The organism is Mesorhizobium hunchu (genome assembly GCF_040081975.1).
Taxonomy (GTDB): Bacteria; Pseudomonadota; Alphaproteobacteria; order Rhizobiales; family Rhizobiaceae; genus Mesorhizobium; species Mesorhizobium hunchu.
This window is the reverse complement of the sequence record NZ_JBEBMG010000010.1, coordinates 124,216-146,341: the sequence shown is the minus strand read 5'-3', so window position 1 is coordinate 146,341 and position 22,126 is coordinate 124,216. Positions and strand designations below refer to the sequence as shown.

22 protein-coding genes are annotated in these 22,126 nt (G+C 65.5%); 7 read left to right on the top strand and 15 right to left on the bottom strand.

What is annotated here, in order from left to right; genetic code table 11:
- Positions 1-86 precede the first annotated feature (86 nt).
- Both ABMA46_RS17335 and ABMA46_RS17330 read right to left on the bottom strand, forming a co-directional pair.
- The gene (locus ABMA46_RS17335; protein ID WP_349001211.1) at positions 87-671 is read right to left on the bottom strand and encodes a TetR/AcrR family transcriptional regulator; all 585 of its coding nucleotides are present in this window, start codon (positions 669-671) and stop codon (positions 87-89) included.
- 233 nt (positions 672-904) lie between these two features.
- Entirely contained in the window at positions 905-3,799 is a 2,895-nt protein-coding gene (locus ABMA46_RS17330) for an ATP-dependent helicase (protein WP_349001209.1), read from the bottom strand.
- A gap of 164 nt (positions 3,800-3,963) precedes the next feature.
- Between ABMA46_RS17330 and ABMA46_RS17325 the strand changes: the two genes are divergently transcribed.
- Together ABMA46_RS17325 and ABMA46_RS17320 are read left to right on the top strand one after the other, a co-directional pair.
- Positions 3,964-4,476, top strand: coding sequence for a hypothetical protein (locus ABMA46_RS17325; protein ID WP_349001207.1), 513 nt, complete (start codon positions 3,964-3,966; stop codon positions 4,474-4,476).
- A gap of 143 nt (positions 4,477-4,619) precedes the next feature.
- Positions 4,620-5,258 (top strand): glutathione S-transferase family protein, encoded by a 639-nt coding sequence (locus ABMA46_RS17320; RefSeq protein WP_349001205.1) that lies wholly within the window; start codon positions 4,620-4,622, stop codon positions 5,256-5,258.
- Positions 5,259-5,353: 95 nt separating this feature from the next.
- On the opposite strand, the gene ABMA46_RS17315 is transcribed toward ABMA46_RS17320, so the two are convergent.
- Together ABMA46_RS17315 and ABMA46_RS17310 are read right to left on the bottom strand one after the other, a co-directional pair.
- The gene (locus ABMA46_RS17315) at positions 5,354-6,013 is read right to left on the bottom strand and encodes a DsbA family protein (RefSeq protein WP_349001203.1); all 660 of its coding nucleotides are present in this window, start codon (positions 6,011-6,013) and stop codon (positions 5,354-5,356) included.
- 82 nt (positions 6,014-6,095) lie between these two features.
- Positions 6,096-6,446: a hypothetical protein gene (locus ABMA46_RS17310; protein ID WP_349001201.1), complete on the bottom strand. Its 351-nt coding sequence runs from the start codon at positions 6,444-6,446 to the stop codon at positions 6,096-6,098.
- A 309-nt stretch (positions 6,447-6,755) separates the two neighbouring features.
- On the opposite strand from ABMA46_RS17310, the gene ABMA46_RS17305 reads away from it, so the two are divergent.
- Positions 6,756-9,068: a glucose/quinate/shikimate family membrane-bound PQQ-dependent dehydrogenase gene (locus ABMA46_RS17305; protein ID WP_349001199.1), complete on the top strand. Its 2,313-nt coding sequence runs from the start codon at positions 6,756-6,758 to the stop codon at positions 9,066-9,068.
- 204 nt (positions 9,069-9,272) lie between these two features.
- Here the strand turns inward: ABMA46_RS17305 and ABMA46_RS17300 are convergent, their stop codons facing one another.
- The 5 genes from ABMA46_RS17300 to ABMA46_RS17280 form a co-directional block, all read right to left on the bottom strand.
- On the bottom strand, positions 9,273-10,028 hold the full coding sequence (locus ABMA46_RS17300) for an SDR family oxidoreductase (RefSeq protein ID WP_349001197.1): 756 nt from the start codon (positions 10,026-10,028) through the stop codon (positions 9,273-9,275).
- Between the two features lie 367 nt (positions 10,029-10,395).
- Positions 10,396-10,773, bottom strand: a complete 378-nt coding sequence (locus ABMA46_RS17295) for a hypothetical protein (RefSeq protein WP_349001195.1) — start codon at positions 10,771-10,773, stop codon at positions 10,396-10,398.
- The gene (locus tag ABMA46_RS17290; protein ID WP_349001193.1) at positions 10,766-11,038 is read right to left on the bottom strand and encodes a hypothetical protein; all 273 of its coding nucleotides are present in this window, start codon (positions 11,036-11,038) and stop codon (positions 10,766-10,768) included. The genes ABMA46_RS17295 and ABMA46_RS17290 overlap by 8 nt, the downstream gene beginning before the upstream one ends.
- Positions 11,039-11,165: 127 nt before the next feature.
- Positions 11,166-11,375: a cold-shock protein gene (locus ABMA46_RS17285; RefSeq protein WP_349001192.1), complete on the bottom strand. Its 210-nt coding sequence runs from the start codon at positions 11,373-11,375 to the stop codon at positions 11,166-11,168.
- A 288-nt stretch (positions 11,376-11,663) separates the two neighbouring features.
- Positions 11,664-12,098, bottom strand: coding sequence for a hypothetical protein (locus ABMA46_RS17280; protein ID WP_349001190.1), 435 nt, complete (start codon positions 12,096-12,098; stop codon positions 11,664-11,666).
- Between the two features lie 162 nt (positions 12,099-12,260).
- Between ABMA46_RS17280 and ABMA46_RS17275 the strand changes: the two genes are divergently transcribed.
- Together ABMA46_RS17275 and ABMA46_RS17270 are read left to right on the top strand one after the other, a co-directional pair.
- A complete protein-coding gene (locus ABMA46_RS17275; RefSeq protein WP_349001189.1) occupies positions 12,261-13,139 on the top strand; it encodes a dienelactone hydrolase family protein in 879 nt (292 codons plus the stop codon).
- A gap of 227 nt (positions 13,140-13,366) precedes the next feature.
- Positions 13,367-13,615: a hypothetical protein gene (locus ABMA46_RS17270; protein WP_349001187.1), complete on the top strand. Its 249-nt coding sequence runs from the start codon at positions 13,367-13,369 to the stop codon at positions 13,613-13,615.
- Positions 13,616-13,760: 145 nt separating this feature from the next.
- On the opposite strand, the gene ABMA46_RS17265 is transcribed toward ABMA46_RS17270, so the two are convergent.
- Entirely contained in the window at positions 13,761-14,081 is a 321-nt protein-coding gene (locus tag ABMA46_RS17265; RefSeq protein WP_349001186.1) for a hypothetical protein, read from the bottom strand.
- A 64-nt stretch (positions 14,082-14,145) separates the two neighbouring features.
- On the bottom strand, positions 14,146-14,634 hold the full coding sequence (locus ABMA46_RS17260; protein WP_349001184.1) for a thioesterase family protein: 489 nt from the start codon (positions 14,632-14,634) through the stop codon (positions 14,146-14,148).
- Between the two features lie 105 nt (positions 14,635-14,739).
- On the opposite strand from ABMA46_RS17260, the gene ABMA46_RS17255 reads away from it, so the two are divergent.
- The gene (locus ABMA46_RS17255) at positions 14,740-16,155 is read left to right on the top strand and encodes an FAD-binding oxidoreductase (protein ID WP_349001183.1); all 1,416 of its coding nucleotides are present in this window, start codon (positions 14,740-14,742) and stop codon (positions 16,153-16,155) included.
- A gap of 297 nt (positions 16,156-16,452) precedes the next feature.
- Positions 16,453-20,271, top strand: a complete 3,819-nt coding sequence (locus tag ABMA46_RS17250) for an AsmA family protein (protein ID WP_349001182.1) — start codon at positions 16,453-16,455, stop codon at positions 20,269-20,271.
- Positions 20,272-20,278: 7 nt separating this feature from the next.
- Here the strand turns inward: ABMA46_RS17250 and ABMA46_RS17245 are convergent, their stop codons facing one another.
- From ABMA46_RS17245 to ABMA46_RS17230, 4 genes are all read right to left on the bottom strand, one after another.
- The gene (locus ABMA46_RS17245) at positions 20,279-20,512 is read right to left on the bottom strand and encodes a ribbon-helix-helix domain-containing protein (RefSeq protein WP_349001181.1); all 234 of its coding nucleotides are present in this window, start codon (positions 20,510-20,512) and stop codon (positions 20,279-20,281) included.
- A complete protein-coding gene (locus ABMA46_RS17240; protein WP_349001180.1) occupies positions 20,509-20,700 on the bottom strand; it encodes a DUF4169 family protein in 192 nt (63 codons plus the stop codon). The genes ABMA46_RS17245 and ABMA46_RS17240 overlap by 4 nt, the downstream gene beginning before the upstream one ends.
- 10 nt (positions 20,701-20,710) lie before the next feature.
- Positions 20,711-21,262: an SspB family protein gene (locus ABMA46_RS17235; protein ID WP_349001179.1), complete on the bottom strand. Its 552-nt coding sequence runs from the start codon at positions 21,260-21,262 to the stop codon at positions 20,711-20,713.
- A 129-nt stretch (positions 21,263-21,391) separates the two neighbouring features.
- Positions 21,392-22,072 carry a TetR/AcrR family transcriptional regulator gene (locus ABMA46_RS17230; protein WP_349001177.1) on the bottom strand — a complete coding sequence of 227 codons (681 nt, stop codon included), beginning with the start codon at positions 22,070-22,072 and terminating at the stop codon, positions 21,392-21,394.
- Between the last annotated feature and the right edge of the window lie 54 nt (positions 22,073-22,126).

Below are 22,126 nucleotides of genomic sequence, written 5' to 3'. Positions count from 1 at the left end.
GTTATCTTTCTACTAGTTGGTAGGTAAAAATCCGAGCCAAACCTCGGCGGGATTGCTTCTGATAGCGGGTCGATTGACGTGGGCGGTCAGTGCCTGGCGGCATACCGCTCGATCAAGGGTGTGGCGATCGTCGCGAACATTCTGGGATCGCCATAGGCGCGCGCGGATAACATCGCGCCGTGCACGGTTGCCATGAAGGTCTCGGCCTCCACGCGCGCAGGAGCGTTCAGGTGGATGCGGCCCTGTGCCACGCCGCGTTCGAGCACGGAGGTGAGCCAACCGGCCAGCGATCGGAAATGGGCCCTGACCTGCATGGAAACCTGATCCGGCAGAAGAGGAAGCTCGCCGGCCAGAAGAGCACATATGCAGAAGGGCGCGCTCGCATCCATGATGCATTTTTCCCAGTAGCCGATGTAGCTGCGAAGCTGTTCAACTGGGTCGGAAATCTCGCGCTCAAGTGCGACGATCCCTGCTTCCGCTTCCTCGCGATAGCGGGAAACAAGCGTACGGACCAGGTCCACCTTACTCGGGAAATGATGATGTATGCTGGCCTTGCGAATGCCGACCACGTCGGCGATGTCCGCGTAGCTGAAGCCGTTGTAACCCCCGGCGACAATGAGGGTCTGCGCGCAGTCGAGGATGTTATCGGCAGTTGAGGAGGGGTTTGACATGCGTCTCTATCTATCTACCGATAGGTAGGTAGTCAACGTTTAAAACGAGGTTTCGCCTTTCGTTATCCTGATCAAACGAGCTTGCGAACGCAGAGCCGGGATCCAGTCCGCCACCTTGCCGGAGTTCCGGACTGGATCCCGGATAGCCGTTTCTTCGCTGCGCTCGGCAAGGCTTCCAGGATGACGAAGGATAAGGTCAACGACCAATCGAAAGAGAGGAAGTAGTCGTTTTCTCACACCGCGCTCACGAACCCGTCCAGCACCTTCTTCTGTCCGGCGCGGTCGAAGTCGATGGTCAGCTTGTTCCCCTCGATGCTGGCAATATTCCCGTTGCCGAATTTCTGGTGGAAGACGCGGTCGCCGACGGCGAAGGCAGAGGGAGAGTCGGCTACCGATTTCGCCACCAGCTCGCCCTCGATGGTGCGGCCCTTGACCGAGCCGCGGCCGGCGCCGTAGCCGGAATCCACCTCGCCGTAGCCGATCCGCTCCACCGCGTGGCCGCTGCGCGTGCCCCAGTTGCGGCTCGTGGCCTCGGTGCGGTTGGCCTGCGCGCGCTGCCAGCCGGGCGTGGCGTAGGTGTTGGAGAACGCGCCGCCGCCGGATTGGTCGCCGCTCTGATCGCCTCTGGCTGCGCGGCCGCCGGACGGAGCGCCAACGCTATCGAAGCGCGAGGCGCCGTAGGGGTTCTGGCGGCCGGCGGAGAAACCGCCGCGCCCGCCCGCGAAATTGCCGCCGCCATAGGGGTTGCCGTAGCCGCCGTAGCTGTTGCCGCCCTCGGCCACCTCGACATGCGCCTCCGGCAGTTCGTCGAGGAAGCGCGACGGGATGGTGGATTGCCACAGGCCGTGGATGCGGCGGTTGGAGACGAACCAGAGATGCAGGTTCCTCTTGGCGCGGGTGAGGCCGACATAGGCCAGCCGCCGCTCCTCCTCCAGTCCCGAGCGACCGCCTTCGTCGAGCGCGCGCTGGTGGGGAAACAGGCCTTCCTCCCAGCCGGGCAGGAACACTGTCTCGAATTCGAGGCCCTTGGCCGAATGCAGCGTCATGATCGAGACGGCGTCCATGCCCTCGTTCTGCTCGGCGTCCATCACCAGCGCAACATGTTCCAGGAAGGCGCGCAGGCTCTCGTATTCCTCCATGGAGCGGATCAGTTCCTTGAGGTTCTCCAGCCGCCCGGGCGCCTCGGCGCTGCGGTCGTTCTTCCACATGTCGGTGTAGCCGGACTCCTCCAGGATGGTCTCTGCGAGTTCGGTATGCGGGGTGGTGTCGATCAGGCTTTGCCAGCGGGCGAAGTTGGCGGCGACCTCACGCAGCGCCGCGCGCGGCTTCGGCTTCAACTCGTCGCTTTCCGCGAGGTTGGCGGACGCTTCCAGCATCGGTGCGCCGAGCGCCCGCGCCGTGGCGTGGATCTGGCTGATGGTGGCTTCGCCGAGCCCACGCTTCGGCACGTTGACGATGCGCTCGAAGGCGAGGTCGTCGCCCGCATTGGCGACGACGCGCAGATAGGCCAGCGCGTCGCGGATTTCCTGCCGCTCGTAGAAGCGCGGGCCGCCGATGACGCGGTAGTTCAGGCCGATCTCGATGAAGCGATCCTCGAAGGAGCGCATCTGGAAGGACGCGCGCACCAGGATCGCCATGTCGTTGAGCAGATGGCCCTTGCGCTGGAGGCTCTCGATCTCCTCGCCGACGGCGCGCGCCTCCTCGTCGGAATCCCAGGCGGCGTGGACGTTGACCTTGGCGTCGTCGGGATCGGGCCGGTCGGTGAACAGCGTCTTGCCCAGCCGCCCCTCGTTGTGGGCGATAAGGTGGGAGGCGGCGCCGAGGATATGCGCGGTGGAGCGATAGTTGCGTTCAAGCCGGATGACGGTTGCGCCCGGAAAATCCTTCTCGAAGCGCAGGATGTTGTCCACTTCCGCCCCACGCCAGCCATAGATCGACTGGTCGTCGTCGCCGACGCAGCAGATGTTGACCTTGTTTTCGCTCACGCGCTGTTCCGCGCCTGCCGGCGCGGGCGCTCCGCGGGGGCCTCGCAACGGCTCGGGCGGCCCGTCGGCCGCTCGGCCTTCGGCCGTTGAGCGCCAGTCCCCCTCCCCCTTGAGGGGAGGGTGGCCGGACGAAGTCCGGTCGGGAGGGGTTGCCGCGGCAGTCCTCGACAGTCTGGAGGTGCCTTCTGCGGCAACCCCCTCCGCCCGCGGAGCCTGTCCTCGGGCCGGCCGGAGGCCGGACCCGGGGGCGGGCACCTCCCCCTCAAGGGGGGAGGATCTAGGCCTTTGCGCCAAGAGCCGCAGCCACATGTACTGCGCCGTATTCGTGTCCTGGTACTCGTCCACCAGTATGTATTTGAATTTCTTGTGATACTCGGCCAACACGTCGTGATGCTGGCGGAAGATGCGGATGGGGTGCAGCAGGAGGTCGCCGAAGTCGCAGGCGTTGAGCGTCTTCAGCCGCTCCTGATAGGCGGCGTAGAGTTCGCGGCCCTTGCCGTTGGCGAAGGCGCGCGCGTCGCCCTCCGGGATCTGGTCCGGCCCGAGCCCCTTGTTCTTCCAGCCGTCGATCATCTGCGCGAACTGTTTCGGCGGCCAGCGCTTGTCGTCGATGCCATCGGCCTGGATGAGCTGGCGGATCAGGCGCACGACGTCGTCGGTGTCGAGGATGGTGAAATCGGATTTCAGACCGGCCAGTTCGGCATGCCGGCGCAGCAGCTTCACGCCGATCGAGTGGAAGGTGCCGAGCCACGGCATGCCCTCCACCGCCTCGCCGACCAGATGGCCGATGCGCTGCTTCATCTCGCGCGCGGCCTTGTTGGTGAAGGTCACGGCGAGGATCTGGCTCGGCCACGCCCGGCCGGTGGCAAGGATGTGGGCGATGCGGGTGGTGAGCACGCGCGTCTTGCCGGTGCCGGCGCCGGCCAGCACCAGCACCGGCCCTTCGGTCGTCTCCACCGCCAGCCGCTGCTCGGGATTCAGGCCCTTGAGATAATCGGGCGGCCCGCTCTGGCCCTGCCTCGCGGCCATCGCGCGGGCGGCGATGCCGGACCCGCCGCCGGCATGCGCGGCCGGTCGCGCGCCAGCGCCGCGCGGCGCGTCGTCCTCGTCAAAGAAGGGCATATCGTCTGGAAAGCCGGACATCGCCTGCGAATGTAGTGATTCGGCGACGAAAGGCCAGCGTTGTCGCCGTTTTGTTCCACTGCTGCCGAAGCCTGTCAGGAGCGATCGGCGTGTCCGGTTCACACGAGATCGGTCGAAACCATATCTTGCCGGACTGCAAGACCATTCAACTGCAAGGACTATGAATGATGACGATTTCCCCGTTTCTCACCGCACTCGGGTCCGACGGGCCGCCAGCCGATCAAGCAAAGGATATGGCGCTCTACGGACAGTTCATCGGAAGCTGGGAGATGGACACGGTCCATCATCTCGATGACGGCACGATCGAGACAGCGACCGGGGAAATCCATTTCGGCTGGGTGCTGGAGGGGCGCGCCGTTCAGGACATCTGGATCCGGCCGAAGCGGCCGGCGCCGTCCACCATGTACGGCACGACCTTGCGCGTCTTCGATCCGGCGATCGACGGCTGGCACATCATCTGGAGCGATCCGCTCAACCAGGACTATTCGCGCCAGATCGGCAGGGCCGAGGGCAGGGACATCGTCCAGGTCGGTGAGGATTCGCGCGGCCTGAAAGCACGCTGGCGCTTCACCGAAATCACCACCGACAGTTTCCACTGGATCGGCGAGGAGCGGGTGGCCGACAGCGAACCCTGGCGGATCACCTATGAACATTTCGCCCGCCGGGCGGGTTCCTGACCATCGCCGGTCGTCACCGGCTATTTGACGCCGGCGTCGATCGTCGGCGCTGAAAATAATCCTCGCCATTGTCGGGTTCCCTGCCGGCTCGTTCGTCATCATCTTGAGAAGCCCAGACAGTATCCAGGAAGGGACCCGATCCGATGACGATCACCATCACGGCATTCGAGCGATCGCCTGACGGCGGCAAGGGCTTGGCGCGCGACACGCGCGTTCGCTGGGCGCTGGAGGAGGTGGGGCAACCCTACGAGGTCCGCCTTGTCTCCTTCGCGGATTTGAAGGCGCCCGCCCATCTGGCGATCAATCCCTTCGGCCAGATTCCCACTTATGAGGAAGGGCCGCTCTCGCTGTTCGAGACCGGTTCGATCGTCTTCCATCTTGCCGAAACGCATGACGGCCTGCTGCCGCAGGATCACGACGCCCGCGCCCGCGCCATCACCTGGATGTTCGCCGCGCTCAACACCGTCGAGCCGCCGATCCTCGAACTGGCGGCGGCAAGGATCCAGGAAGGCGACAGGCCCTGGACCGAGCAGCGCCTGCCATTGGTGAAGGACCGCATCCGCGCCCGGCTGGATCGGCTTTCGGCCTGCCTCGGCGCCGCCGTCTGGCTCGACGGCGCCTTCAGCGCGGGCGATCTGATGATGGTTTCGGTGCTGCTGCGACTGAGGATGTCGGGCATTCTGGACGAATACGAGAACTTGTCCGCCTATGTGGCGCGCGGAGAAGCCCGGCCCGCTTATATCCGGGCGTTCGCCGCGCAACTGGCGGTCAATGCGAGGTAATCGATCCGTCCGGCATCCGTCAGGCATGACGACGCAAGCCGATTGTCGTCGCGGGCTCGAGCGAGGCTTCCCGGCGGCAGCTTCGCTTCGCGTCATCACTTGCCCTTGGCGGCGTCTTTCTTGCGGCGGCGCGCTTCCGCCACCGCTTCCTTCATGTCGTTGTAGGTAAGGCCGCCGAACACGACGAAGGATTCGACCAGCCAGGAGGGCGTGCCCTGGAAGCCGATCGTCTCGGCCTGCTGGCCGTTGCGGGCGATCAGCCGGTCGATGTCGGCCTTGTGGACTGTCGCGTCCCTGTCGAGGCGCGCCATGTCGATGCCCGCCTTTGTCAGAACGGCCCTGACCTCCTCGTTGCGCTGGTAGCGCTTGGGCGCCGACATCAGCGCGTCATGCGCCGCCGCGTATCTGTCCTGGTATTTCGCTGCGATGGCCATCCTGGCCGCATATTCGGACACGGGGCCGAACACCGGCCAATCCTTGTAGACGACGCGGACCTTGCCGTCGCTCTTCAGGAGTTTCAGCAGCTCCGGATGGCTCTTGCGGCAGTACGGGCAGTTGTAGTCCATGAACTCGGCGATGGTGATGTCGGGGCTCTTCGCGCCGACCGCGGGCGCATCCGGGTCGTTCAGGACCTGTTCGGGCGTCAGGCCCTCCTCCGCGCCGGAGGGCGCAACACCCAACAGGGCGACGGTTGCCGCCAGCGTGGCCGCGCCGAGCAGGAACCGCCTGCGCTCGCTCGATTGTACGTTTTGCATCTCATGATCTCCAGGGCGGCGTCGGCCGCCTGCTGCCTGTGGGAAACGGGCGCACGGATGGAAATGTCCGCGCGCAATGACGTTACCGGTCGGCAAAAGGCCTGGGCGGCCTGAGTTCCGCCTCCGGCACAGTCGAGGTCATCGCCTGCGCTTCATTGGCCGATGCGCAATGCCGCAACACACGGAGCGGGGTGCCGACATGGCCGTCCGGCAGGCCAAGCTGCGGAAAGCACGACGCGGCGGCCGTTCTCACCGTCGAATAGCAGGGCCGGAAGGCCGAGGATCCGAGCGTCGGTGAAGCCTGCTCCGCGAGAACCGGCTCCTTTTTGTCCCAGGTCGCAGACGCCGAGGCCAGCGCCCATGACGGCCACATGCCGGCGGCGATCGCCACCAGCAGGAACGTCAAAGCAATAACGGATGAAGCAAGCCGCATGGCGGCCAGTCTAGAGCATTTTGCAGCCAGACGGAATCGTCTGGCGCCCGCAAAAATGCGGCTAGGAAAAACGAGCTGGAGCAGCGGAACCGCGTTCGTCAGAACGCCCGCTGCTACGGCGGGTGCCGGCGTCCGGTCAAAGACGGTGACGGCATTTTGATCCCGCCGTTTGGATGGGCAATGGGGTCCGCCGTCCTTGACAGTGCCCTCCCGCCGCGAAAAGCTGGTCGAGCAGGAACGGAATCGCCGACCGGGGCATTGAAAGCCATTGCCCGCTCACGCAGCATCCGCAGCCACAGGAGGTTCGCCTTGGCCATCCTCGTCACCGCCGTCGTCCTCGTCCTCATCGGCCTTTATCTCGGCATAGGCGGCGGCTGGCTGATCGCGCTCGGCGGAAGCTGGTATTACCTGATCGCCGGGTTGGCCTTCCTGGCGACGGCGTGGCTGATATGGCGCCGCCGCACCGCCGCGCTGTGGCTCTATGCGGCCGTCGTCATCGCCACGCTGATCTGGGCGGTGTGGGAGGCGGGCTTCGACTGGTGGTCGCTCGGCCCGCGCGGCGGCGTCATCGTTCTTGTCGCGCTGTGGCTTTTGACACCCTGGGTGCGCAGGAAGCTGGTGGGCCGCGACGGCCGCGCGCCGTTGATCTTCGCCGTGCTCGCGTCGCTGGCTGTGGCCGGCTATTCGATGTCGGCCGATCCCTATGACATCGCCGGCGCGTTGCCGACCGAAAAGGTCGCCGCGACGCCCGATCTCGGCGGCGATTTCCCGGCCGGCGAATGGCATTTCTACGGCCGCACGCAGTTCGGCCAGCGTTATTCGCCGCTCGACCAGATCACGGTCGACAACGTCGCCAAGCTCAAGCCTGCCTGGACCTACCGCACCGGTGACATCCGCGGCCCGAACGACGTGACCGAGACCACCTATCAGGTGACTCCGCTGAAGGTGGGCGACACGCTTTACCTGTGCACCCCGCACAATTGGGCAATCGCCGTGGACGCCGCTACCGGCAAGGAGAAATGGCGCTTCGACCCGAAGGTCGGCGAGCAAAACCAGCGCCAGCACCAGACCTGCCGCGGCGTCGCCTATTACCATGACGCCACGGCTGCCGCCGGAAGCGCCTGCGCCGAGCGCGTCTACCTGCCGACCTCGGATGCACGCCTCATAGCGCTGGACGCCGCGACCGGGCAGGTGTGCCCTGGCTTCGCCGGAAACGGCACGTTGAACCTGATGGCGAACATGCCTTATCCGAAGGCCGGCTACTACTATTCCACCTCGGCGCCGCTGATCGCCGGCGGCAAAATCATCGTCGGCGGCGCGGTCAACGACAATTATTCGACCGAGGAGCCGTCCGGCGTCATCCGCGCCTTCGACGTGAACAGCGGCCAACTGGTCTGGAACTGGGATTCGGGCAATCCCGACGAGACCGCGCCGTTGCCCGCCGGCCAGGAATACACGCACAACTCGCCCAACATGTGGTCGACCGCCAGCGCCGACGAGAAGCTCGGCCTCGTCTACATTCCGCTCGGCAACAAGACGCCCGACCAGCTCGGCATGGGCCGCAGCGCGAACGTGGAGAAATTCTCGTCGTCCATCGTCGCCCTGGACCTGGCCACGGGCAAGCTACGCTGGGTGCGCCAGACCGTTCATCACGACCTCTGGGACATGGACGTGCCGGCGCAGCCCTCGCTTGTCGATATCACCACCGAGATCGGCGTCGTACCGGCGCTGGTCGGCCCGACCAAGCAGGGCGACATTTATGTGCTCAATCGCGAGACCGGCAAGCCGATCGTCCCGGTGAAGGAAGTGCCGGCGCCGGGCGGAACGATTCCCGAGGACAAGGCCGCGCCAACGCAGCCGGAATCGGCGCTTTCCTTCAATCCGAAGCCGCTGACGGGCAAGAGCATGTGGGGCATCACCATGTTCGACCAACTCGCCTGTCGCATCGAGTTCCACGGCCTGCGCTACGAGGGTCGCTATACGCCGCCGTCGCTGCAGGGCACACTGGTCTATCCCGGCAATTTCGGCACCTTCAACTGGGGCGGCGTGGCGGTCGATCCGGTCCGCCAGGTGCTGTTCGCCATGCCGACCTATCTCGCCTTCAAGTCGCAGCTGATCCCGCGCGACCAGGTGCCGCCGCCGGACAACGGGCGTGGCTCGGAGCAGGGGCTGAATCGCAACGAGGGCGCCCCCTACGCCGTTGTCATGGGGCCGTTCCTGTCGCCGCTCGGCATTCCCTGCCAAACGCCACCCTGGGGCTATGTCGCGGGTGCGGACCTCAGGACCGGCAAGATCGCCTACAAGCACCGCAACGGCACGGTGATGGACATGACGCCGCTGCCGCTGCCCTTCAAGGTCGGCGTGCCCGGCATCGGCGGGCCGATGATCACCGCCGGCGGCGTCGCGTTCCTGGGCGCGGCCGTGGACGACTACCTGCGCGCCTACGACCTCACCAGCGGAAAACAGCTCTGGCGCGCGCGACTGCCCGCCGGCGGCCAGTCGACGCCGATGACCTACACGACCTCGGACGGCAAGCAGTTCGTCCTCATCGTCGCCGGCGGCCACGGCTCCATCGGCACCAAGGCCGGCGACTACGTCATGGCGTGGACGCTGGGGAAGTGAGCCGCTTCGATAGCAGGATCACAACTGCCCGTCGTTCCGGGTTCCGCTCTGCGGCCCCGGAATGACGAGGATGACCATGGATCAGCTCGACCTATGTGAACTCGGCTGCCACAGGAGTGAAGCGGCCGTAGCCGGCCAGATTCCGTACTCATATTTGTTTTGGTTCAGCCATGTCTTGCCGGCCGCCTTGCCGCACCAAGACCGTCAGCCGGGATTCAACATTGCGAATACGGCCTCGTAGGTGCCGTCGCGCTCTGCCCAGCGGCGGGCGTTGTCGCGCTCCAGCAGCAGTTCGCCGCGGGGATGGTCTTTAGCCTCCAGCATCCGCATCACCTCTGCGACATAGGTGTCGAGCGGCATGGCGCGCGGATCGGCCAATTGACCCGCGCCTGTCAGCTTCGTCTGCACATAGGGCGGCGAGAGTTCGAGCACCTCGACGGGAATGCTGCGAAGCTGATGACGCAACGACTGCAGCCATGAATGCAGAAACGCCTTGCTGGCGCAATAAGCCGGGAAGTCGGCGCGCGGCACGAAGGCGAGGGCGGAGCTGGTCGCCATGATCGTTGCGTCCGCCTGCCGCTTGAGGAGCGGCAGCAGCGCGGCCGTGAGGCGCAGGACGCCGAGGATATTCGTCTGGACGACCGCCTCGGCATCCGAGGCGTCCCAGCCGTCGGACGTCATGTCTTCCGTGCGGGAGATACCGGCGTTGGCGATCAGCACGTTGAGATCGGGAAAGCGGCTGCGCGCCTCTTCCACCAGCCGCGTTACCGAGGCGGGATCGTCGACATCGAGCAAAATCCCGCCCATGCTGGGAAATTCCGCCGTGACGGTATCGATGAGCGCCTGTTGTCGCCCGGTGATGACCACGCGGTTGCCGCGTGCATGAAAGGCTTCGGCGAGCGCACGGCCGATGCCGCTGGTGCCGCCGGTGATGAGGATGGTGTTGCCGGTTGTTTTCATGGCTCATGCCTTTCCGTTCGGTTGAGTTGGGAAAGGCCACGGCAGCCGCGCGAGGCACGACCGGAGATATGTGAAGGGCAGGGCCAAACGCAAAGCGCCGGCGCGACGACGCAAGCAACCGTTTGATGTGGAAGTTCGGGCATACCGTGGCACCTTTCTGACCGGGGTCTCCCCGCAGGGACCTCCCCGACGAAGGTGCGTTGGATGACGGTAACGCCTACGGCAGCGCCGGACCGGCGGCTGCGAACGGATGGCTATCGTTTGGGATCTCGATCGTCAAGGCCTCCGTCTCCCGTCCGGCATGCCGCCATGACGGTGTTTCGCGCAGCCAGCGGTGCGCCGCGAATAAGAGGGACGGAGCCGGCGGTCAGTGCAAGTGGTGCCGGTTCTTGAGTTCGTTTGCCCGCCGTCTGGTTCCGTCCGTGTCGTTGTCGATGCGCCGCTGCGCTTCGTCGACGCCGTCGTCGGGTTCCACGACGGCTTTCCCGTCGCGATGCGCTGACAGAAGCCGATAGAGTTTCGACAGCATTCCAGGTTCAGGCAGAAGACTGGCATCGGCAATTGTCAAACGGTCCTGCAATGCCCGTTTCAGATCGTCTTCTTCTGTCATTCCCTCTTCGAAACATTCGACAAGGAACCGCGCTCTTGTCTTTTCCCGCTCGTCGTCGAGCGGCAATTCACGAGACACAGCCAGCAGGCGCTCGATCAAATCCATGTCTGTGGACGTCAGATAGGAATTAGGCATGGCCAGCCTCTTCATTTTGGAGAGGCACGGCACCTTTCGACGACGCTCGCTTGCGCTGTGCGACGATCCTGCTGGCGGGGACGCTCTTTGCGCGCTTGGCATCGCGAGCCAGCCTTGCCGCCTTGAGGCGCTCGGTCTTGGCCTCTCGCGCCGACGCTTCGCTGCCGATGATCTGCCGCGCCGCCCTGTTGGTGGCATCGTGGCGGGTCTCGATCGCGGTTGGCTTCGGCTTGAAGACGCCTTCAGCTAGGGGGGACTTCCGCAATTTGGTTCTCCCTTGGAAAGAAAAGTCGGCTTGAAATAAAAAAGGCCGGAGCAGACCCCGACCTTCTCTTGAGCGCCCTGGCGCCGCTGCCAGTACATCCGTGGTCAACGGCAGAGCGCGTCTCTCGTTACGCCGCCTGTAGGTTTTCCGCGGCGCTCTTTCCGCTCCGGCTGTCGTTCACGACGTCGAAGCTGACCTTCTGACCCTCGATGAGGCTGCGCATGCCGGCGCGCTCGACCGCAGAGATATGGACGAATACGTCCGGCTGGCCGCCACCCTGTTCGATGAAGCCGAAACCCTTGGCGGCGTTGAAGAACTTTACCGTTCCAGTATTCATGGCGATTTCCTTTCAAATATGTATAGAAATTGGTCGTCTGACCGAATGCCAAACGCCGTCATAATTCGACTTTGAGAAAGAAAATCGTCGAGGCGCCGCAGCGCAAAACAAAGTTCGTCAACAAGATCGACTTTGTGAACATAGGTCATAATTACGTTTATTACAAGGCGAGCGCCTCGAATTCGGAGGGGCACTTCGCGCATAGCCTTGCGCGTCGGCCCGGAACCGACGTTGTAAGCGACGATGGTCTTCTAGGGCGGGGTGTGCCCTTCTGAAACGCGGTAGCGGTTAAAGCTCCAGATGGCTTTTCAGGCTCGGAACGTCGGCCAGCACCTGGTCGACGACAGCGGGGCCGGCGGCCGCTTTCGCCTGCTCCACCAGAACCGTGCCGGCCTGTCGAATCTGGTCCAGCGTCAGGCCCGATGCTTCCAGCACCGAGATGCCGTTGACCAGCGCGCCGGTCTTTTCGCCGAGAGCGCCGCCAAGCGCCGAGGTGAGCGAGCCGAGCAGCCCGCCGTCGGACGAGGCCGCGCCGGCCGCCATCACATCGTATTTCTGCGCCAGTTCGAGCGAACCGGGCAGCTTGGCGAACAGGTCTTCGGCGCTGGTGCCCTGCGCCTCGTGTTGCAGCACCGAGAAGAGGGTGCCGACGACCTTTTCCATCGTCGCCGGGTCGATATCGACCTTGTTGGAGACGGTGTAGATGATATCCTGCACGTTCATGGCGTTCCTCTTGATGCCCCTTTTGGCGCCTCTCTGGCGCTTGGGCGATCCTGTCCGTTTCATCCATAGGATGGAACCTGGCCGGCGCCATTCACTTCGTCGTGACTCGACGGGCCGGAACGCCACCCTATCTTGATCGACGAGCGCGAAGGAGAGACCGGGATGGAAAAGCCGCTGATCACCCAGGCGATGATCGACGCCTATGACGAATACACCCACCTGATGCTCGACCGGCGCGGTTTCATGGACAGGTTGACGAAGCTGGCGGGTTCGGGGGCTGCGGCAGCGGCCATCGCGCCGATGCTGGCCGCCAATTCGGCGCTTGCCGCGCAGGTCGCGGCCGACGACAGCCGCATCAAGGCCGAGGACATCACCTATCCGGGCGGAAAAGGCGATATCAAAGGCTACCTCGTGCGGCCGGCGCACGCCAGCGGCAAGCTGGGCGCCGTCATCGTTATTCACGAGAACCGGGGATTGAACGAGCATATCCGCGACGTCGCCCGTCGCGTCGCCCTCGAAGGCTTCATCGCACTGGCGCCCGATCTGCTTTCGGGCGAGGGCGGCACGCCTTCCGACGAGGACAAGGCGCGCGACATGATCTCCAAGTTCGACCCCGCCCAGCCGATCGCTGACGACGTCGCCGCCGTCGCCTATCTCAAGACGATCGACGGCGGCAACGGCAAGGTCGGCGCCGTCGGCTTCTGCTGGGGCGGCGGGCAGGTGAACATGCTGGCCGTCAACGCGCCGGACCTCGATGCGGGGGTGGCTTATTACGGCGCGCAACCGAAAGACCCGGCCGCCGTGGCGAAGATCCACGCGCCGCTCCTGCTCCATTACGCCGGGCTCGACACGCGCATCAACGCAGGCATCGACGCTTACAAGAAAGCGCTGGACGACAATCACAAGCAGTACACGGTCTATGTCTACGAGGGCGCGAACCATGCCTTCAACAACGACACCTCCGCCGCCCGCTACGACAAGAAGGCGGCCGACCTCGCCTGGAAGCGCACGATCGATTTCCTCAAGGAGAAACTAGGCTAACCCCTGTCGCGGCCTGCGAGCCTTGCCCTGTTGCCGGCCGCCACGCACGTTCAGGGCGCCGGGGCGCGGCCGGATCCTCCAAAAGCGTCTCCGGAAATCCACACCGGCCACGCCATCGCTGGCCTGTTGTCATTTTCATCTTGCCCGGCCCGTATGGTCAGGTAAGTCTGTCTGGTCGGCATCCGTCCGGCTCGCCGCAGGCGCCGGACGATCGCAGGGAAGGACGCATGAACGACAATTTCGACAAGGCGGCCATCGCCGTGATCATCGTTTTCGGGGCATTGATCCTCGGTGGACTGATGGCGGCCAATCTGGTCTACGCTCACCGCAGCGGTTTCCTGTGGGCGCTCGGCGGTTCGACGGCGGCATGGATCGCGGGACACGCCATCCTGTTCGATCTTCCGCGCATCTACGCCGCGCTCATCGCCATTGCCGTGCTGATGGCGATCGCCTCCACCGCCGCCTTCGCATTCTGACCGATTAGCGTTCCGATCCGCCGGAGCCGGAGCTTGGAGCAATTCCGACAAAGTATGCAGCGGTTTTGCGTCCGGAACTGTAAAAAAACAAAGAGATGGAGCATTGAAGGCGATTCTGTTTTCGCCGGAAATGCCCTAGGCGTGCTCAGGCTAAGCCACGCCGGGAGCGCGCCTGCTTGAGGATCGCCCGCCAGCGGATCATCTCCATCGGAATGGGATCGTTCCTGTTGGCGATTTGGAATATCTCGTTGTCGACATTCTTGAGGGATCGCCAGAAATCGTAGTCCGTGATGCGCGAATCGGCTGCGAGCCGTTCCGAAGCTTCATTGATATCGGTCTTCATGGTTAGGTCTTCAGGCTGCCTTTTTTCCGGCTTTCGGTACCCGCCGCCCGTGCTTGTGCACCCGACATGACCGGTGTCGGACGATCGGCCGATTCGTTCAATGCGCAAGGCGGACTTGTTCACGTTCAAGATCGGTTAAGGTTAACGGCCCGCATCGGCGCCAGCGCGGGATTGCGCTACGACGATTTCATGTCGTCTTGCGGCGGATGCCGATGGAGCGGCCGGCCCGCTCGGGCATCGGCAGCGCGGCATGGGCGGCGCGCATCGCCTCCACCTTCGCCATGATGTCGGCGGGGAAGGGCGCCACTTTCGGACCGGCCATGTCGACATGCAGCGACAGTTGCTCGGACGTGGCCGCCAGCCAGCCTTCGGTCGCGTGGCGGATCTCCTGGTAGAAGCGGAGCCGCTTCTCGTCATGGTCGAGAAGCTGGAAGGAGACGACGACCGGGTGGTCGAGGTGGATTTCCTGCACGTAGCAGACATGCACTTCGGCCGTGTAGATGGTCAGGCGCCGCTCCTTCGCGTAGGCGGGGCCCAGCCCCATCGCCTCGAAGGCATCGTCGGAGCAGCGGTCGAACAGGACGTTGTAGTAGGCCATGTTGAGATGGCCGTTGTAGTCGATCCAGTCCTTCTCGATGGTCATGACGCGGGAGACGAAGGGGGCGGCGATCGTCATGGGCAAATCCTTTGCAAGTCCGGCTGGACAAGGCCGGCGGCTGGTGAGACTACGCATTGGTAGTTTGAGAACAAGGGCCGCGCTGGCCCATTCGCGGAGGAATTCATGGCTCTGAGCGACCTGCAGCCCGTCCGGCGCAACGAGGAAGGCATCGCGGCCGTGCTCGGCGTGCTCAAGCAGCGCTTCGGCGAGCGTTTCCAGACCGGCCAGTCGGTGCGCGAGCAGCACGCCCATACCACCACTTACATCCCCAACCAGCCGCCGGACGGCGTGGTGTGGCCCGAATCGACCGAGGAAGTGCAGGAGGTGGTGCGCGCCTGCGCCGCCCACCGTGTGCCGGTCATTGCCTTCGGCACCGGCTCGTCGCTGGAAGGGCACGTCAACGCGCCGGGCGGCGGCATCTCGCTCGACACCGGCCGCATGGCCCGCGTCGTCGAGGTCAATGCCGACGACCTCGATTGCACGGTGGAACCGGGCGTCACGCGCGAGGACCTGAACCGCTATCTGCGCGACACCGGCCTGTTCTTCCCGATCGATCCAGGCGCCAACGCCTCTCTGGGCGGTATGGCCGCCACGCGCGCCTCCGGCACCAACGCCGTGCGCTACGGCACCATGCGCGAGAACGTTCTGTCGCTGACCGCCGTGATGGCCAATGGCGAGACCGTCGTCACCGGCCGGCGTGCGAAGAAGAGTTCGGCCGGCTACGACCTGACGCGCCTCATCGTCGGCTCGGAAGGCACGCTCGGCATCATCACCGCGCTGACGCTGCGCCTGCAAGGCATCCCGCAGGCGATCTCGGGCGGCGTCTGCCCGTTTCCGACCCTGGAAGCGGCGTCGCGGGCGGTGATCCAGACCATCCAGATGGGCATCCCGGTCGCCCGCATCGAACTGGTCAACGCGTTGCAGATGCGCGCCATGAAGAATTATTCGAAGCTCGACTATCCCGAGAGCCCATGCCTGTTCGTGGAATTCCACGGCTCCGACGCGGGCGTCGCCGAGCAGGCGGAGATGTTCGGCATGATCGCGGAGGAGAACGGCGGCGGGCCGTTCCTGTGGACGACCGTCGCCGAGGAGCGCGCGAAACTGTGGAAGGCCCGTCACGACGCCTACTGGGCCTCGCTGACGTTGAGGCCGGGCGCCAAGGGGCTGTCCACCGATGTCTGCGTGCCGATCTCGCGGCTCGCCGAATGCGTCGCCGAGACCGAGGCCGACATCGCCGAAATGGGCCTGATCGCGCCGATCGTCGGTCACGCCGGCGACGGCAATTTCCACACGCTGGCGCTGATGGACCCGGATGACCCTGCCGAAATCGCGCTGGTCGAGACCTTCGTCGCGCGGCTGAACGAGCGCGCCGTCGCGATGGACGGCACCTGCACCGGCGAGCATGGCATTGGCCAGGGCAAGGCCGGTTTCCTGCCGCGCGAGATGGGCCACGGCGTCGACGTCATGCGCCAGATCAAGACGGCGCTCGATCCCGACAATATCCTCAATCCGGGCAAGATATGGCCGATGGTGGAGTGATGGCGATATCGGCGAAACTGCGTTCTTCGCTTTCACGATTGGGCAATCGCCCATGCCGGTATACCCCACCCCACAAGGGGGAGGGGAACTTTGCTGCCGCGCTACGGCCTGTCCCCATCGGCGATTTGCCGGATCGGCGGTGTCAGCGTCCCCCTCCCCCTTGTGGGGAGGTGCACCGCCTATGCGATCGCCAATTGTGATCGGAGCAAAGCAAAGGGGTTCGGTTGAATTGCCACTTTATCGACATGCGGATCGCGCTACAGTGCAGCCGAGATTTCAATCAGTTAAGTCGGGGTGATGCTTACACGCCTGTTCGTGATCGTCGGCGGATTGCTGGTGCTGGTGCTGCTGGCGGCGCTGGTGGTGCCGCCGTTCGTCGACTGGACGAACTACAAGTCCGATTTCGAACGCGAGGCGAGCGCCGTTCTCGGGCGCAGGGTCACCGTGCACGGCACGGCCAAGGCGAGGCTGCTGCCGTTCCCCTCAGTGACCTTTTCCGACGTGTCGGTGGCGGGCGGGCCGGACGGCCAGCCGGCGATGACGGTCGATACCTTCTCCATGGACGCCGAGCTTGCGCCTTTCCTGCGCGGCGAGGCGCTGATCTTCGACATGCGGCTGGTCAAGCCGAAAGCCATGATCGACGTGGCCGCCGACGGCACCGTGGACTGGACGGTGCGGCCCTCGTCGCCTTTCGATCCCGGCCAGGTGACGATCGAGAAGCTGACCGTGACGGACGGCGAGGTGACGCTTCGCCACGCCGCCGGCGGGCGCACTCATCGGCTGTCGCATATCGACGCTGTGGTGTCGGCAAAGACGCTCGCCGGCCCCTGGCGCATGGACGGGGCGCTGGACCTCGACGGCCTGGCGACGAAGGTCTCCGCCTCTACGGGCCGCGCCGATGGATCGGGCAGCGTCGGGCTGAGATTGCATATCGATCCGCAAGCCTATCCGCTGGCCATCGAGACCGAAGGAAAGGCCGGTCTGGAGAACGGCGCGCTCGCCTATTCGGGTAAAGTCAGGATCACAGGTGAGGACAGGAACAAGGTCGAACTGCGGGGCACCAGTCCCGGCGAGACGGTCAAGGCAAGCGGCGCGGGCGCCCCTTCGTTTCGCCTGAGTGGCGATTTCAGGCTGAACCACCGCACATTCGCGATCGACCGGTTTCGTTTCGAGACCGGGCCGCTGGATGATCCCTACACGGCCGATGGCAAGGCCTCGGTCGATCTCGGCGCCAGGCCGCGCTTCGCAATCGAGGCGACTGGCGCGCAGGTCGAGTTCGACGAGGCGGTGGGCAAGACGGGCGAGGGCGCCTTCACGCTCGCCCAGCGGGTCGCGGCGTTGGAGCGGGCGTTGCGCGACCTGCCGCGCCCCACCATTCCCGGCTCCATCGATGTGACGCTACCCGCCGTGCTCGCTGGCGACACCACCATCCGCGACGTCAGGCTCGCTGCGGAGCCGGCGCCGGGCGGCTGGGGCATAAAATCGCTGGCCGCCATGCTGCCCGGCCGTACCCGGCTGGAAGCCAGCGGCCTTCTCAATGTCAACGAGACATTCGGCTTTTCCGGCTCGCTGCTGCTTGCCGTAGCCCAACCGTCCGGCTTCGCGGCATGGCTGTCCAAGGACGTGGACGAGGCGATCCGCCGCCTGCCGGCAGCGGGCTTCAATGCCAAGGTGGACCTCACCGACACGCGCCAGACCTTCTCCGATCTCGAACTCGTGCTCGGCAAGGCGAAGTTCAGGGGCCATGTCGATGCGACCGAGCCGGCCGATTCCAGACCCTCGGTCGAGATGCGGCTGGAAGGCGGGGAGATGGATGTCGAGGGGTTGACGGCCTTCGCCTCGCTCTTCGTTTCCGACAAGGGCGCCAACCGCTTCGCCGACAGCGACCTCGATTTCCAGGTCAAGGCCGGCCCGGTGGCCGTCGCCGGCCTGACCGCCGATACGGTGGACACCGCACTGAGGCTGCGCAGTGGCGTGCTGGAGATAGACCGGCTCTCGGTGGGCGGGCTTGCCGGCGCCGAGATCAGCGCCACCGGCCGCATCCGGGATTTCCCGTCGAAGCCGACCGGCAATCTCGATGCGTCGGTGATCGCCGTCGATCTCGCGCCGCTGGTCGACATGGCAGCCCATCGCTACGCCGGCAATGCGGCGATCGAGGGGCTCGCCCAGCGCATTCGGGCCTATCCCGACCTGCTGAAGGATGCGCGAATAGATCTCGTGGCGAGCGTTGCCGACAATGACGACGGCACGACGGGGCTGGCGCTTTCGGCAAAGGGCAATGCCGGCGGCTCGGCGCTTTCCGCCTCGCTTTCGGGGCAGGGCAAGCCGGACCGGCCGCTCGATGCGGCGCTGACGGCGACGTTCACCGCCAGTAACAACGATGCGACGGCGCTGCTGGCGCTCTACGGCCTGCCGGCGCTGCCGCTCGGTCTTGTGGGGCAGGCAACCACGGACCTGTCCGCCAAGGGCACCCTGGCCGGCGGCCTCGCCACCGCTTTCAGCGTTACAGGTCAGGATTTCAAGGCGCGGTTCGACGGCACCGTGTCCGAAACGGCGCAGGGACCGGCCGCGCGCGGCAAGGCCAGCCTCGACGCCGCCGACATCGAACCCTGGCTGATGACCACGGGTGTCGCGCTGCCGGGTATGGGCACCGGCACCTCGCTTTCGCTCTCCGCCGACGCCGACTATGCCAACGGCCTGCTGGTGCTGTCGCGCCTCGACGGCGCTGTCAACGAGGCGGCGGTGTCGGGCGACATCAACGCCGAGCTCAGGCAGGGCCAGCCGCATCTGACCGGCGCGCTGGCGCTGGACGAACTCGACCTCGGCCAGTTCGCCGCCATGCTCTATGGCGACGCCGCCTTTTCAGGCAACGGCAAGGACTGGCCGACCACGCCGTTCTCGCGGAAATCCGGAGCGCCGCTGAGTGCCGAACTCGACCTCACCGCCGGTTCGATGACCGCCGGTGCCGTTGCGACCGCCTATGATGCGGCCCTGCACCTGGCACTCGACGCACAGGGCGTGCATGTCTCCGACATGAAGGCGACGCTGTTCGGCGGCGCCTTCGCCGGCCTGTTCGACCTGAAGAACAACGACGGCACCGGCCTGTTCAACGGCCAGTTCTCCCTTACCGGCGCCGACATCGCGACGGCGCTGCCGGACGCCGGCCTGACCGGCTCCGTCACGGCGTCGGCCGCCCTGTCGAGCAGCGGCAAGTCGGTCGATTCCATGATGGCGTCGCTCTCCGGTTCCGGCACGGCCGCGACGAAGGGGCTGACCATCGCCGGCCTGAAGCCGGACGCGCTGCCGGCCATCATCGGCCAGGCCGACAGGATCGGCCGCGATATCGATGCCGCCAGGACGGCCGCCTTCGCGCCTTCTCTCGCCACGGCGGGCGCTTTCGCCGCCGCCGATGCCGATATCGCCTTCACGGTCGCCAACGGCGTCGTGCGCGCGCCGCCGCTGACCTTGCAGAATCCGGCCGCCGCCATCTCGACCAGCCTCAGCGCCGATCTCGCGACGGGCGATATTCGGGCCGAAGGCGCCATCACCTACCGGCCGGGCGACGAAGCGCTGGTCGGTTCCGAGCCTGCCGTCAGTTTCACCGTGTCGGGGCAACCGGGGGAGACGGTCCGCACCCTTGATACCGGTCCGCTGGCGCAATTCCTGACCCAGCGCGCGCTGGAGAAGGAGCAGCGGCGCGTTGAGGCGATGCAGGCCGCGCTCCTGGAGAAACAGCGGCTGAGGCGCGAGGCGCGCTACTACGCTTCCCTGCAGGACGCGCGCGACAAGGCGGAAGAGCACCGCCTGCTCGAGGAGATGCGCGTGAAGGCCGAGCAGGAGGCGCGCGAGCGGGCGCGGCAGGCTGCGGCCGACGCACAGGCGAAAACCCAGGCCGAGGCACAGGTGGAAGCCGACGCCAGGGCGAAGGCCGATGCCGAAGCGAAGGCCAAGGCGGACGCCGAAGCCAAGGCCGCGGCCGAAAAGGCAAGGCAGGCAACGCAGCCCGCTCCCGATATCCAGCGCGCGCCGCTGCCGCCATCGCGGCCGCCGGCGGTGCCGGAGGGAAAGACGCTCTTGCCTTTCTCGATGGACGGTGCCGTTTTCGACACGCAGTGAGCAGGACTCAGTCCGGCCTCTCCGCCCTACCGGTTTTCACCCGTTCCAGCACGTAAAGCCTGAGCGCCGAGGACAGATTGGCCTCGCGTGGGCGGTTTTCGTCAATCTCGGCGACGAGCGCGGCCAGCGTGACGGAGCGCGCCGCCGCGATCGCCTGCAACTCGTCGAGGAAGGCCTGTTCCAGCGAAAAGCTTGTGCGGTGGCCGCGGATGGTGACGGAGCGCTTGGCGACGAGGCTCACGTCTTCGCGTCGCCGGGTTCGCGGCGATGCCCGTCGAGGGTTCGTTCGGCTTGCTCGGCGAGCCGTTGCGCGCGCTCCCGCTCCTGCCTGCTGTGGCCGAAGGCGGCGCGGTTCTCGTCGGCGGCACGCGCTCTGTCGGCGCGGGCCTTCTGCTTGCGGGCGAGACGCAGGTTGACGATCTCGGCCACGGGGAACAGGCTATTTCTTGCGGAAAGCGTCGAGGGAGACCACATCGGCGCCCTTGTTGGGGGCTGCGTCGCCGTCCTCGGCCTTTCCCTGGTCGGGCTTGTCGGCTTCTGCCTGTTTCTTGCGCACCGGCGCCTTCTTCTCCGGCGCGATCGCGACCGGGCCTTGCGCGGCCGGCTCCTCCTCGTCTTCGCCATCGGCCTCCTCGGCCTTGACGTCGAATTCGAGCTCGAAATTCACCGACGGGTCGTAGAAGCCGCGCACGGCGGAGAACGGGATCTCCAGCTTCTCGGGTACGTCGGAGAAGGACAGCCCTACCTCGAAGCCGGTGTCGGTGACCTTGAGGTCCCAATACTGGAACTGGATGACGATGGTCATCTGCTCGGGATAGCGCTCGCGCAGGCGGCCGGAGATGCGCACGCCGGGCGCGCCGGTCAGGAAGGTGATGAAAAAGTGGTGGTTGCCGGGCAGGCCGGTGCGCGCCACCTCGGCCAAAACCTTGCGCATCACGCCGCGCAGGGCTTCCTGGGCCAGGATGTCGTAGCGGATTTGGTCGTCGGCCATGCGGCGTCCAGCACTTCCCTTGAATCGTCCGCATAGCTGTAATCAAGCTTCGCGGCTGCGTAAACCGCATATAGACGGGCGCATCGCCGCGGCGAGGGGCATTTTGCCGGCTGGACGAAAAAAATCCGGTCAGGAAGCGGCGGCTTCGGACCGGTGCGCGCCCGCCTCGCGTCCGCCGTAGGCGCGCAGGAAGGCACGGACGCCGTTGCGGGCCGATTGCAGCACTTCGTCTTCCGTCGGCGTGCCGCCCAGCATGAAGGTGGTCTGCAATTCCGCATTGACGAGCGCCATGAAATGGCGCGCGGCGATGTCGGGATCGTCCAGGGCCAGATGGCCGGCCAGCGCGAGCCGAGCGAAACGCGCCGCCAGCGCCGGCCAAGTGCGACCGGGACCCTGTTCGCGCCAGACGGCGAATAGTTCGGGATAGCGCTCGCCCTCGGCCTGGATGAGCTTGCGCAGCGCCTTGCCGTCGCGATTGCACAGGCAGTTGCGGTTCATGCACACGGCGAAGCGGACGAGGTCGGCCTCGATAGCGGCCGGCCGATCCGGGAAGCTGGCGAGCGTGGTGAAGATGCCGGCATTGCAGCGCTCGGTCAGGTCGCGCACTACGGCCACGAAGAGCTTTTCCTTGTCGCCGTGATGGTTGTAGACGGTCTGGCGCGAGACGCCGGCTTCGGCGGCGATCAGATCGATATTGGCGCCCGCGAACCCCTCCCGGCAGAACACCGAACAAGCCGCATCCATGATCGAGGCGCGCTTGGCCTCGTGGCCGCGTGGCGGGAAGCTGTCAGGAGCGTGGGGCGCATTCATGGGAATTCTGTATAGGCCTGATTGACGATTTGGACAAGCATGTCTAAAAATATG

Excerpts from the sequence above, each read along its gene's own strand:
- ABMA46_RS17310 (WP_349001201.1), bottom strand. The coding sequence starts at position 6,446 with ATGCGGCTTGCTTCATCCGTTATTGCTTTGACGTTCCTGCTGGTGGCG.
- ABMA46_RS17315 (WP_349001203.1), bottom strand. The coding sequence starts at position 6,013 with ATGCAAAACGTACAATCGAGCGAGCGCAGGCGGTTCCTGCTCGGCGCG.
- ABMA46_RS17325 (WP_349001207.1), top strand. The coding sequence starts at position 3,964 with ATGATGACGATTTCCCCGTTTCTCACCGCACTCGGGTCCGACGGGCCG.
- ABMA46_RS17230 (WP_349001177.1), bottom strand. The coding sequence starts at position 22,072 with ATGAATGCGCCCCACGCTCCTGACAGCTTCCCGCCACGCGGCCACGAG.
- ABMA46_RS17320 (WP_349001205.1), top strand. The coding sequence starts at position 4,620 with ATGACGATCACCATCACGGCATTCGAGCGATCGCCTGACGGCGGCAAG.
- ABMA46_RS17235 (WP_349001179.1), bottom strand. The coding sequence starts at position 21,262 with ATGGCCGACGACCAAATCCGCTACGACATCCTGGCCCAGGAAGCCCTG.
- ABMA46_RS17270 (WP_349001187.1), top strand. The coding sequence starts at position 13,367 with ATGAACGACAATTTCGACAAGGCGGCCATCGCCGTGATCATCGTTTTC.
- ABMA46_RS17255 (WP_349001183.1), top strand. The coding sequence starts at position 14,740 with ATGGCTCTGAGCGACCTGCAGCCCGTCCGGCGCAACGAGGAAGGCATC.
- ABMA46_RS17280 (WP_349001190.1), bottom strand. The coding sequence starts at position 12,098 with ATGAACGTGCAGGATATCATCTACACCGTCTCCAACAAGGTCGATATC.
- ABMA46_RS17260 (WP_349001184.1), bottom strand. The coding sequence starts at position 14,634 with ATGACGATCGCCGCCCCCTTCGTCTCCCGCGTCATGACCATCGAGAAG.
- ABMA46_RS17300 (WP_349001197.1), bottom strand. The coding sequence starts at position 10,028 with ATGAAAACAACCGGCAACACCATCCTCATCACCGGCGGCACCAGCGGC.
- ABMA46_RS17295 (WP_349001195.1), bottom strand. The coding sequence starts at position 10,773 with ATGCCTAATTCCTATCTGACGTCCACAGACATGGATTTGATCGAGCGC.
- ABMA46_RS17330 (WP_349001209.1), bottom strand. The coding sequence starts at position 3,799 with ATGTCCGGCTTTCCAGACGATATGCCCTTCTTTGACGAGGACGACGCG.
- ABMA46_RS17335 (WP_349001211.1), bottom strand. The coding sequence starts at position 671 with ATGTCAAACCCCTCCTCAACTGCCGATAACATCCTCGACTGCGCGCAG.
- ABMA46_RS17275 (WP_349001189.1), top strand. The coding sequence starts at position 12,261 with ATGGAAAAGCCGCTGATCACCCAGGCGATGATCGACGCCTATGACGAA.
- ABMA46_RS17285 (WP_349001192.1), bottom strand. The coding sequence starts at position 11,375 with ATGAATACTGGAACGGTAAAGTTCTTCAACGCCGCCAAGGGTTTCGGC.
- ABMA46_RS17250 (WP_349001182.1), top strand. The coding sequence starts at position 16,453 with ATGCTTACACGCCTGTTCGTGATCGTCGGCGGATTGCTGGTGCTGGTG.